The organism is Streptosporangium sp. NPDC001681, from assembly GCF_040298085.1.
Classification (GTDB): Bacteria; Actinomycetota; Actinomycetes; order Streptosporangiales; family Streptosporangiaceae; genus Streptosporangium.
In genome coordinates, this window is record NZ_JBEOZN010000212.1 from 1 (window position 1) to 10,690 (window position 10,690).

A 10,690-nucleotide genomic window follows, 5' to 3' on the forward strand; every position below is an offset into this window, starting at 1 on the left:
CGGATCGACCGGGAGTACGCGCAGCCGCTGAACGTCGAGGCGCTCGCCCGCGGCGTGAACATGTCCGCCGGGCACCTCAGCCGCCAGTTCCGGCTGGCCTACGGCGAGTCGCCGTACTCGTACCTGATGACGCGGCGCATCGAGCGCGCGATGACGCTGCTGCGTCGTGGCGACCTCAGCGTCACCGAGGTCTGCTTCGCGGTCGGCTGCTCGTCGCTTGGCACCTTCAGCACCCGCTTCACCGAACTGGTCGGTGTGCCGCCCAGCACCTACCGGCACCACGCGGCGCACGCGACGGCGGGGATGCCGCCGTGCGTGGCGAAACAGGTGACCAGACCGGTCAGGAATCAAGAAGCGCCGGTCACCGAGGACATCACCATTCACACGAGTTTCCTCCCGCACGACGACCCGGGCGCCTCCCTGGCCTTCTAGCGCGACACCCTCGGCTTCGAGGTCCGCGACGACGTCGGATACGACGGGATGCGCTGGATCTGGGCACGGTACGGCTCGCCCTTCCTGCCGTGGCAGATCTTGCGGGCCAGGGCGTGGCGGCCTTCCTCCGCACGGCAGAGATCAGCCCTGCTTCGGCCTGTGCCATCGCTGGTCGGCGAGGGACCACGCCCTCTCCCACTCGGCATCACGGTAGCGGTTCAACAGCACCCGGAGGCCGACCAGGAAGACCAGCAGGATCATCGAGATACCCGCCATCACCCCGATCGCGGTGAGCGTGGCGGCCGTGACCGTCTCCACGCGGCTCTGCGGGGGGTCGGTGGGCCTGCCCGCGGTATCCAGCCAGATCTCGGTGCGCGAGCCGACCGGTACCGCCGAGGGGAGCACGACCTGGCCGGTGCGCGGGGTCCCGTTCGCCGCCGTCCAGCGCACCGTGCGCGCCTGCCCGCCGAGGCCGGGCTCCGCCGGGCGGGCCGTGCCCACGACCTCGGCGGCGACCGCCCGCCGGTGGGGGGCGGCGAGCTCGGCCCGCAGGCCGTCCTGGTAGGCCTGCCGGCCGAGTCCGACCGCCGGCCACAGCCCGGCGACGAAAAGCAACAGGCTCACCAGCACGGCGACTGTCTCGATCCGGTCCGAGCGTCTGCGCAAAGGGTTGCTGTCGAACCGATGCAGGCGCAGACGGCACCGGATCCGGTAGCCGAAGGAACTCATCGGGCCACCTCCCCCGTGGTGTTGCCTCCACCGTGCGGCGCGTGTACCCGGCGTACCAGGGTCTTTGGCTGGCTGTGGTCAGAGCCGAAAGTCCCTCCCCCGGGCCGACGCGCTGCGGGCGGCCGCCGCCACCCGGGGCAGGGACCTGGCCGGGTGATCTTCCACCCCGATCACGGGGTCCCGGTAGTCCTGTCGAAGAATCCAACAGATATAGCTCTGACCTGCTCTGATGTAAGGGCACCGCAGGACTGGTGTGCCGGTTGGCAGGGCCCCGGCGTTGATTCGCCATGTCCGGTTCCTTCAGGTTGATCAGATGTTGTAGACGGCGAAGGCGTCGTTGTGATCGAGGAGGTCGCGGCGGGCATGGGCGATATCGGCTCGGTTGGCCAGGCGGACGGTGCTGATCGCCAGATTATGGAAAGGCCAGGGCTCTGGCGGCGGCACCCGTCCTGACCTGGGAGTGATCCTCCCGGAATGTCACGTCTCTGGCCCAGTACAGATGGTTTTCCACTCCCCGGTGCGCGCGTTCGTAATGGTTGAGGTGGGTGGGCAGACCGGTGATGCCGAACACGATCTTTTTGCCGGTCCAGGCGCCCTCCAGGTCGCCAATGCCGCGACGTAGACGAAAAGCCTGGCGGGCACCGGGGAACAGGCCGTCATCGGTGTCGACCGTACCGAGCGCCGGGGCCCTGCGTCTCGGGGGACGTCAGCTCTTGTCCGGCACGAGCCGCCAACCGCCGCTCGCCGAGGGCCGCACATAGTGGCCAGGCTCAAATCGCCCCGACTGCAAAACGATGCCCAGGACCAGGGCGAGCTCACCGGACAGCCGGTCGTACCGGGCCTCCTGCGCAGGGTCGTGCGGCCCCTTCCGGCCGTCCATGATCTCCGCGATGTCGTCGTAGACATCGCGACCGCTGTTCCCAAACGGCATATTTCGCTCAGCTGTCATCCGCAACCGGCTCCCCATCGCGTCAATATCCGTGAGGCCTTGAGGACGGAGATCACCAATGGACGACGGGTTCCACGACTATGTGACGCACCGCTACGAGCGGTTGCGACATACCGCGTATCTGCTCACGGGAGACAGGGCGACCGCTGAGGATCTCGTGCAGACGGCGTTGGCCAAGGCGTGGGTGGCCTGGCTGCGGATCGAGGGCGACCCCGACCCGTACGTGTATCGGATCGTCGTCAACACCCATGCCTCCTGGTGGCGCAGGAAGTGGCGGGACGAGGTGCCCGCCGAGCGGCTGCCCGACCGGGCCGATCCACGGGACTTCACCGCCGAGGTCGGCGGGCGGCAGGTGCTTAGGCAGGCGATCGGCACTCTGTCGAGGAGGCAGCGCGCGGTGATCGTTCTGCACTACTTCGAGGAACTCACTCTTATGCAGTGCGCCGACGTGCTCGGCTGCTCCCTGGCCACGGTGAAGACGCAGCTGGGCCGGGCGCTGAAACACCTTCGCATCCACTCGGAAATTCAGATGATAGGAGCGGAACGATGACCTACACCGAAGAGGAGTTGCGCGCGGCGCTGGCCGAGCGTGTCCTCGGTGGTCCCCCCGACGTGCAGCGGATCGTACGGCGAGGCCGCAGGATCAGGCGGCGCAGGATCGCGGTGGGCACGATGCTGACGGGGGCTGCGGCGACCGCCGTGTCCCTCCTGATCCTAGGACCGCGGTCGGGTGACGAAGTGACGGCGGAGATGCCGTTGGCGGTGGGGACGCCGTTGACGGCGGTGACCCGCTCATCCTCGCCCGGCCTACCTCCTGAGAACAGAACATCCGCCGGTTCGGCTCCTCTGATCAAGAAACATGCCTCTCAGACCATGGTCGCCGGTACGGCGGTCACGTTTCAGCCGTTGAGTCCCTACACCTCGTACAAGCTCGTGTGCGCCGACCCGAAGGCGTATGCGGTGATCCAGGCACCCGGCGGCGGCCGCTCGGCCGGCCGGTGCGGGAAAGGCGGCCTGAGCGGCTCCTACGACAAGCAGTCGGTGACCTCCGACTGGTTGAAGCGGCCACAGCGTTTCAAGGTCTGGGTCCTTCCCGAGCCGTCGGCCGGCGGCTCGGGACGCGCCGGCTCCGGGAAGGACTGCGAGAGGGTCAGGAAGGAGGTGGGCCTGTGCGACGGCAGGTATGTGATGAAGAAGCTGCTCGAACCCGGTGTCGTCGAGCGGCTCGCCGCGGAGGTCGGACCGCAATCGGGCCGGTGGGCGTTCGGGATCTACGACCGGGCGGGCGCGACCGCACCGCCGCAGCCGACACCGACGATTACCGTGACCATCAAACCGAAGAAATGACCTCTGACTTCCGCCGACCACCCCGCCATCGCCGTCAGGATCCGCGGCTTCCTGACCTCCGAACCGTCACGCCACGGCTGAGTGACAGATACGGGGGCACGTCACGGCTCTGGCACGCCGGCTTCGACGAATGAGGGAGCCAGCAGTCCAGGGCCCCGGCGTTCTTGAGTTCTGATTGGGTGGCCACGATCTGTACCCGGCGATCACCCGGGCGGCCTGCCGGCGATGCCCTCCGGGCTCGAGCGGCACTAACCTGGGGACACTTTTGTCGTGTCGGGGAGGAGCCCTCTCATGTCGCCGGTTCTGGAGAGTACGGCTCGCGCGCTGCTGCGCAGGGTCGCGGTGGAGCAGTCCCAGGGGCGCCTGCCCTCGCTGGCCGCCGGGGTGATGCGCGACGGGGAGCTGGCCTGGTTCGGCGCGCGAGGCCGGGTGGAGGGGGCCACCCCCACCCCCCTCACCCAGTACCGCATCGGCTCGATCACCAAGAGCCTGGTCGCGGTCGTGGTCATGCGCCTGCGCGACGAGGGGAAGGTGGATCTGCTCGACCCGGTCTCCAAGCACGTCCCCGGTCTCGGGACCGGCGTCGGCGAGGTGACCGTCGCCCAGTTGCTGTCGCACACCTCCGGGCTGAGTGCCGAGTCGCCGGGCCAGTGGTGGGAGCGGACCCCCGGCGTGCCGGCCGAGGAACTGGTCGCCGCGCTCGGGCCCGACGCAGCCAAGCACCGTCCCGGGCGCCGCTACCACTACTCCAACGTGGGCTTCGCCCTGCTGGGCGAGCTGGTGGCCCGCCACCGCGGCGTGAACTGGGCGCGGGCCGTGGACGAGGAGATCCTACGGCCGCTGGGCATGCGCGGCACCACGCCCCGGCCGCGCGCGCCGCACGCGTGCGGCTACGCCGTGCACCCCTGGGCGGACGTACTGCTGCCCGAACCCGAGCATGACGCGGTCGCCATGGCTCCCGCCGGGCAGTTGTGGTCCACCCCCGCAGACCTTGCCCGGTGGGCGGCGTTCGTGGCCGGCGACACCGGCGGCGTGCTCGCCCCGGCCACCGTGGCGGAGATGCGCGAACCCGCGACCGTCGACGACGGCGACGCCTGGACCGGCGGGTACGGTCTGGGGCTGCAGCTGGCCCGCGCGAACGGCCGCCGCCTGGCCGGTCACACCGGCTCCATGCCGGGCTTCCTGGCCACGGTGTGGGCCGATCCGTCCGACAGGGTCGGCGTGCTGTTCATGGCCAACTCCACCTCGGGGGTCAGCCGCGCTCTGCTGACCGACCTGCTGGCGATCCTCGACCAGCACGAGCCAAGCCTGCCCGAGGAGTGGGCGCCCGTCGCCGACAGCGCGGGCCTGCTGGAGCTGACCGGCCCGTGGTACTGGGGGCCCAGCGCGTACGTGCTGCGGCTGCTGCCCGAAGGCGGTGTCTCCCTCAACCCGGTCGGCGGCACCGGCCGGGCCTCCCGGTTCGCCGCCCAGGCCGACGGGACCTGGTTGGGACTGGACGGCTACTACGCGGGTGAGACCCTGCGTGTGGTTCGCGGGCCCGACGGCTCCCCCAGCCACCTGGATCTCAACACCTTCGTCTTCACCCGTACCCCCTACGATCCGCGGGCGGAGGTGCCCGGCGGGGTGGACGAGGGCGGCTGGCGCAGCTGAGCGGCGAGTGCGGCGGCCTGGCCCGCGGGCTCGGCGTACAGGACCTCCACCCGGTGCACCACCCGCGGCGCGGTCAGCGGCACCCCCCGCGTCACTCCGGCCGTCACCGAGGCGGGCAGCAGGACCAGGCCGTTCCCCGCGGCGGCCAGATTCAGCACCGTGTGCAGGTCCTCGCCGTCGTAGCGCAGCGCGGCGCGAAACCCGCCCCCGCCGGCCAGCTCGCGCAGCCGCTCCACCGGTACGGCGACCGGCGCCCGCAGCCACAGCGCGTCGGTCAGGTCGGTCAGCGCCAGGCCGCGCCGGTGTGAGAGCGGGTGGCCGGCGGGCAACACCACCACCAGCTCTTCCTCGGCGACCCCGAACCCTGACAGCGGCCCCACGTCCGGCAGCCGCAACGGATCGCTGGGCGCGGTGATCCCGTCGACGAGGCCGAGGTCGGCCGAGCCCGAGGCGACCTCGCCGGCGACGCGCTCACGGGCGACGGTGCGCAGCCGCACCTCCACCCCCTCCAGAGCGGCCGGGGACAGGCCCCGTGCGATCGCCGGGACGCAGGCCAGCGGGGAAGCCGCCACGGTCAGCCGCCCGGCCGGGCCCGCAGCGGCACGCAGCACGTCGGCGCGGGCGGCCCGGTGGCGCAGCAGCAGCGGTCCGGCGTGTTCCAGCAGGCGCTCCCCCGCCGGGGTGGGCACCACCGGACGGCGGCTCAGCAGCGCCAGCCCCAGGTCGGCCTCCAGCGCGGCGATCTGCTGGGAGACCGCCGACTGGGTGTAGCCGAGCTCGGCGGCGGCGGCGGAGAAGGAGCACCGGTCGGCGACGACCACGAACGTGCGCAACAGATGCGGGTCCACAGAGCATCAGTATCGCTTATCGACCCAGCAGGAATCATCGTTGGCGCTTACCCCGGCAGCCGGGCCAGGATCGGGGCATGACCACCGCGAGGATCGCCCTGGTAGGCGACAAGTCACCGGCCGTCCAGTCTCACACCCGCATCCCCGCGCTGCTGGAGGCGCTGCGTGAGCGCGACGGGCTGAACCTGGACGCCTACTGGATCCCCACGACCGACACCGCAGGCCTGGAGGGGTTCGACGGCATCTGGATGGTGCCCGGCAGCCCGTATCGCAGCGAGGCCGGCGCGCTGAACGCCGCCCGCACCGCCCGCGAGCACGGCATCCCGTTCCTGGGCACCTGCGGGGGTTTCCAGCACGCCCTGCTGGAGTACGCGCGCAATGTGCTGGACATGTCCGTCGCGCACGCCGAGAACGATCCGGGTGCCGAGAACTTCCTGCTGCTACCGCTGGCGTGCTCGCTGGCGGGCCACGAGAACACCGTCCTGCTGGAGCCGGGCTCCCTGGCCGAGAGGGTCATCGGCGCAGAGAAGAGCGTGGAGAGGTATTACTGCACCTTCGGCCCCAACGCCGGCTACCTGCCCGCCCTGGAGGCGGGTGGGCTGTGCTTCACCGGCCACGACGAGGCGGGGCTGGTGCGGGTCCTGGAGTTGCCGGAGCACCCCTTCTTCCTTGCCACCCTCTTCCAGCCGGAACTGGCCGGCGACGGGCGCCGCCCGCACCCGGTCATCGGCGCCTTCGCCTCGGCGTCCGTCAGCCGGGCCAGGTCGGCCGCGCGGGGCGGATCTGTTCGGGGGGCATGACCGGCGGCCGTGAGCGCACCACCTTCTCACACCGTTTCTCATGCGAAATCACTGGTGGAGCGGGTCACGACGCCGCATCGAGCGAAGGCCGGCGTCCACGAGAGGGTGCCGTGGACGCCCGCGATTCACGGGCCTCCAGGTGATGTCGAGGACTCCGGGAGCGCTACGGCGAGCCCTGAGCGAACGCCCGCCTGCTGTGGGCGAGCAACTCGCGCACAGCGGGGTTGTGCGTGCTCCTCCAGATCAGGGTGAGCAGGGCGGGTGCTTCGATGTCGTCGATGAGCAAGGTGGTGAGCCGGTCGCGGTAGTGCGCGGCCATCGACTCGCTGAGGATGGCGACGGCGAGCCCGCGAGTGGCGAGGTCGGCGATGGCGTCGGCGGCGCTGGCCTGCAGCGCGATCACCGGTTGGAGGCCCTGCGCGGCGCAGGCCTGGTCGAACACCGTGCGCAGGCCGGTGCCCGGCGGCATGCACACGAGCGGGTGGGCACCCAGGTCGCGCAGGGTGACCCGGCGCCGCCGGGTCAGGGGATGCCCGGCGGGGACCGCCGCGACGAGCCGCTCGCTGATGATCGTCAACGCGTTCACCCCCTCCGGGGCGGCGGTCGCGGTCCCGGTGAGAGCCAGGTCGACGGTGCCGGCGCGCACCTCCTCGACGAGCCGGTCGGAGTTGTCCTCCAGCAGGGAGATCTCCACGCCGGGATGGGCTCGGTGGAACGCGGCCAGGGCGTCGAACAGCGGTGTGACGGTGCAGCCGATGACCATGCCGACGGTGAGCCGGCCCCGGATCAGGTCGGTCACCTCGCCCACCGCCTGGCCGAGGGCTCCGGCGGCGGCGAGCGCGGCGCGGGCGTGTCCGAGCGCGGCCTTTCCCGCGACGGTGAGAGTGGCGGTGCGCGCCGACCGGTCGAAGAGTTCGGCGCCGAGTTCACGTTCCAGTTGGCGGATCTGGGCGCTGACACCGGACTGGCTGATGTGCACCCGCTCGGCCGCCCGGGTGAAGTTCTGCTCCTCGGCGACCGCGACGAAGTATTCGAGCTGCCTCAGTTCCATACCTGGAAATTCTAGCTACCGGAATATCCATCTTTTGGACTTCTGGTCGGCAGGTGGCCACCCCGGAAGGAGCCGAAGTCCCGGAACCGTCGTCGGGCCACGTGGACGCTTCGGTGGGCGCCGAAGCGTCCGGCTCCTAGTCTGCCGGTCATGACATCTGACCCGCTGGTGGTGAGCGGCCACGCCGAGGTACGGGCCGTGCTGGCCGATCCCCGGTTCACCGTCGACCCCGTACCGCGGCCGCCGTTCGCGCTGAACGTGGCATGGTTGCGCGGTGCGGTCGGCCGCTTCGCCGAGGGATCCACGCACGCCGAGCGCCGGGCCGCCGGCGAGGCGGTGCTGGCCGGGCTGGACCCCGACGCGCTACGCACCGAGGCGTTCCGGCTCGCCTCACGGGACGCCGGCCCGCTGCCCTGTCCCCCGGAACTGGTTCCGGTGCTGGTGCTGGCCGTCGCGCTGGGAGTGCCGGCCCAGGACGGGCCACGGGCCGTGGAGGCCGTCACGGCGCTGGCCCCGGCCTACCTGCCGGGGCGCGAAAAGGTGGACCCCGAGGCCGCCGATGAGGGACTGGCGCGGCTGGCGCGACTCCTGGGCGATCCGGCTCCTGAGCGGCTGGCCGTGCTGGCGGGACTGCTCGCCCAGGCATGCGGCCCCACAGCCGGGCTGGTCCGCGGCGCGCTGGCCACGGCGTCGCAGACGGTGGAGCAGACGGTGGAGGAACTGCTCGACGAGACGTTGCGCCGCGACCCTCCGGTCCGGACGCTGCGGCGCAGGGCGCCCGGCGACGGGAGGGCCGTGGTGCTTGACATCGCGGCGGCCAACCGGGATCCGCGGGCTCTGTCGCACCTGACGTTCGGCGCGGGGCCACGGGCCTGCCCCGGCAGGCGGGTGGCGCTGGCGCTGGCGGCCGGAACGGTCGAGGCGGTGGCCCGATGACATTCGAGCGGTTCAGGGCACTGCACCACGCGGATGAGCCGTTGCTGCTGCCCTGCGCGTGGGACCACGCCTCCGCGGCGGCGCTGGCACGGGCGGGGTTCGCCGCGATCGGGACGACAAGCCTGGGGGTGGCCGCCGCCGCGGGCAAACCGGACGCCGGGCGGGCGACGTGGCAGGAGACGCTGGCGCTGGCACGGACGATCACGGGGCTGGGGATCCCGGTGACCGTGGACATCGAGGCAGGGTTCGGCGAGACGCCCGGCCAGGTGGCCGACCTGGTGGCGCAACTGGCCGGGCTGGGGGTGGCGGGGATCAACCTCGAAGACGGGCGCGGCACCGGTCTGGCGGATGCCTCGGCGCAGGCGAAACTGATCGCCGCCGTCAAGCGACGGGTTCCCCAGGTGTTCCTCAACGCGCGGACCGACGCGTTCTGGCTGGACCTGCCGGATGCGCGGGCACTGGCGCTGGCCAGGGCCCGCGCCTACGCCGAGGCGGGCGCCGACGGGGTGTTCGTGCCGGGCGCGAGCACCGAGCACGACATCGAGGCGCTGGTGGCGGGGACCGGGGTGCCGTTGAACGTGCTCGTCCAGCCCGGCGTGCCGGTACGACGGCTGGCCGATCTGGGCGTGGCCCGGATCAGCTACGGGTCGCTGCTGTTTCGGGTGGCGCTGCACGCGGCCGTCACCACGGCGCTGGGCGTGGCCGATGGTGAACCGGTCACCGCCGGCATCCCGTCCTACGAGCAGGTCGAGGCACTGCACCGCTACCGGCTGGGTGGATTCCTGTGCCGGGAGGAGGCTGGGTATGCCTCGCGTCGTGCGTCGCGCTGAAGCCGCGAGCTCTCGCCGCTGCGTCAGGCGCGGCCGGCGCGTAACCGGACGCTAAAAAAGAGCGCACCACGCCCGCGTCCTCAGCCCAGGCGGCCGGCCTGGGCGAGCAGATATCGCTGCTCGACCAGGTTGCCGGTCAGGGAAGCCGCCTCACGATACAGCCTCGCCGCGCCGGCCGCGTCGCCGGTCATCTGGAGCAGGTGGGCGCGCACCGCGCGTTCGCGTTGCCGGATCAGCGGGTCCTGGCCGAGCTGGAAGCGGCGGTTGAGGTCGTCGAGCAGGGCCAGTCCTCGAACCGGCCCGTACGCTTTGGCCACGGCCACCACCCGGCTCAGCCGTACCGGTGGGATGGGGTTGAGCCGTTCGAGCCACAGGTAGAGCGCCGCGATCTGCGGCCAGTCGGTCTGCTGCGGCGAGGTCGCCGCGGCGTGCACGGCCGCGATCGCCGCCTGCAGCTGGTAGGGGCCGACCTCGCGGCGGTCCCAGACGCTGTCGATCAGCTCGGTGCCCTCGCGGGTGAGGTCGCAGTCCCATCGAGTCCGGTCCTGCTCGTCCAAGGGCACCAGCTCGTCGTGGCCACTGGTGCGGGCGGGACGACGGGCCTCGGTGAGCAGCATCAGCGCGAGCAGGCCGGTGACCTCGGTGTCGGCGGGCACGGAGGCATGGAGCATGCGGGTCAGCCGGATGGCCTCGCTGGTCAGATCGACGCGGGCGAGTCGGTCGCCGGTGGAGGCGGTGTAGCCCTCGTTGAAGATCAGGTAGAGCACCTGCATCGCGGCGGCCATCCGGCTGTCGCGGTCGGTGTCGGATGCGGCTGCCGCAGCCCCCGATGTCACCCTGCTCGTCAACAATGCCGGCGTCGCGACTCGTGCGAACCTCCTGACCGGCGACCTCGACACGCACGTGTTCGGAACCCTCGGCGTGATCCGCGCGTTCGCGCCGGTTCTCGCGTCGAACGGCGGGGGGGCGATCGTGAACATCCTGTCGGTGCTGTCGTGGTTCGCCTCCGGCGGATCGAGTGCCTATGCCGTGGCCAAGGCCGCGGAGTGGAACATGACCAACGCCCTGCGCATCGAGCTCGCCGGCCAGAAGACCCTGGTGCAGGGGGTGCATCT

The 10,690-nt window shown here is 71.5% G+C and carries 14 protein-coding genes; 8 read left to right on the forward strand and 6 right to left on the reverse strand.

Going from position 1 to position 10,690, the window contains the following annotated elements; all coding sequences use genetic code 11:
* Positions 1–432 (forward strand): helix-turn-helix transcriptional regulator (locus ABT130_RS45520; RefSeq protein WP_350966182.1); only part of this gene is annotated, 432 nt, incomplete at its 5' end.
* Between the two features lie 141 nt (positions 433–573).
* Here ABT130_RS45520 and ABT130_RS45525 read toward each other — a convergent pair.
* The 3 genes from ABT130_RS45525 to ABT130_RS45535 form a co-directional block, all read right to left on the reverse strand.
* Positions 574–1,161 (reverse strand): Rv1733c family protein, encoded by a 588-nt coding sequence (locus tag ABT130_RS45525; RefSeq protein ID WP_350966183.1) that lies wholly within the window; start codon positions 1,159–1,161, stop codon positions 574–576.
* A 309-nt stretch (positions 1,162–1,470) separates the two neighbouring features.
* Positions 1,471–1,605 carry a hypothetical protein gene (locus ABT130_RS45530; protein WP_350966184.1) on the reverse strand — a complete coding sequence of 45 codons (135 nt, stop codon included), beginning with the start codon at positions 1,603–1,605 and terminating at the stop codon, positions 1,471–1,473.
* A 262-nt stretch (positions 1,606–1,867) separates the two neighbouring features.
* Complete coding sequence (locus tag ABT130_RS45535; RefSeq protein WP_350966185.1) at positions 1,868–2,110, reverse strand: hypothetical protein; 243 nt, start codon at positions 2,108–2,110, stop codon at positions 1,868–1,870.
* Between the two features lie 58 nt (positions 2,111–2,168).
* Here ABT130_RS45535 and ABT130_RS45540 point away from each other — a divergent pair, with 58 nt between their 5' ends.
* The 3 genes from ABT130_RS45540 to ABT130_RS45550 all read left to right on the forward strand — a co-directional run bounded on the left by ABT130_RS45540 (position 2,169) and on the right by ABT130_RS45550 (position 5,110).
* Positions 2,169–2,660: a SigE family RNA polymerase sigma factor gene (locus ABT130_RS45540; RefSeq protein ID WP_350929802.1), complete on the forward strand. Its 492-nt coding sequence runs from the start codon at positions 2,169–2,171 to the stop codon at positions 2,658–2,660.
* A complete protein-coding gene (locus ABT130_RS45545) occupies positions 2,657–3,457 on the forward strand; it encodes a hypothetical protein (protein ID WP_350966186.1) in 801 nt (266 codons plus the stop codon). The genes ABT130_RS45540 and ABT130_RS45545 overlap by 4 nt, the downstream gene beginning before the upstream one ends.
* Positions 3,458–3,748: 291 nt before the next feature.
* A complete protein-coding gene (locus ABT130_RS45550; RefSeq protein WP_350966187.1) occupies positions 3,749–5,110 on the forward strand; it encodes a serine hydrolase domain-containing protein in 1,362 nt (453 codons plus the stop codon).
* Here ABT130_RS45550 and ABT130_RS45555 read toward each other — a convergent pair.
* Positions 5,053–5,958, reverse strand: coding sequence for a LysR family transcriptional regulator (locus ABT130_RS45555; protein WP_350966188.1), 906 nt, complete (start codon positions 5,956–5,958; stop codon positions 5,053–5,055). The genes ABT130_RS45550 and ABT130_RS45555 overlap by 58 nt on opposite strands.
* A gap of 77 nt (positions 5,959–6,035) precedes the next feature.
* On the opposite strand from ABT130_RS45555, the gene ABT130_RS45560 reads away from it, so the two are divergent.
* Entirely contained in the window at positions 6,036–6,758 is a 723-nt protein-coding gene (locus tag ABT130_RS45560) for a CTP synthase C-terminal region-related (seleno)protein (protein ID WP_350966189.1), read from the forward strand.
* Positions 6,759–6,921: 163 nt separating this feature from the next.
* Here the strand turns inward: ABT130_RS45560 and ABT130_RS45565 are convergent, their stop codons facing one another.
* Positions 6,922–7,809, reverse strand: a complete 888-nt coding sequence (locus tag ABT130_RS45565; RefSeq protein WP_350966190.1) for a LysR family transcriptional regulator — start codon at positions 7,807–7,809, stop codon at positions 6,922–6,924.
* A gap of 150 nt (positions 7,810–7,959) precedes the next feature.
* Between ABT130_RS45565 and ABT130_RS45570 the strand changes: the two genes are divergently transcribed.
* The gene (locus tag ABT130_RS45570) at positions 7,960–8,745 is read left to right on the forward strand and encodes a cytochrome P450 family protein (RefSeq protein WP_350966191.1); all 786 of its coding nucleotides are present in this window, start codon (positions 7,960–7,962) and stop codon (positions 8,743–8,745) included.
* A complete protein-coding gene (locus ABT130_RS45575; RefSeq protein WP_350966192.1) occupies positions 8,742–9,575 on the forward strand; it encodes an isocitrate lyase/PEP mutase family protein in 834 nt (277 codons plus the stop codon). Before ABT130_RS45570 ends, ABT130_RS45575 begins: the two co-directional genes overlap by 4 nt.
* A gap of 80 nt (positions 9,576–9,655) precedes the next feature.
* On the opposite strand, the gene ABT130_RS45580 is transcribed toward ABT130_RS45575, so the two are convergent.
* Positions 9,656–10,360: an RNA polymerase sigma factor gene (locus ABT130_RS45580; RefSeq protein ID WP_350966193.1), complete on the reverse strand. Its 705-nt coding sequence runs from the start codon at positions 10,358–10,360 to the stop codon at positions 9,656–9,658.
* 16 nt (positions 10,361–10,376) lie between these two features.
* Here ABT130_RS45580 and ABT130_RS45585 point away from each other — a divergent pair.
* A partial coding sequence (locus ABT130_RS45585; protein ID WP_350966194.1) for an SDR family NAD(P)-dependent oxidoreductase occupies positions 10,377–10,690 on the forward strand: 314 nt, incomplete at its 3' end.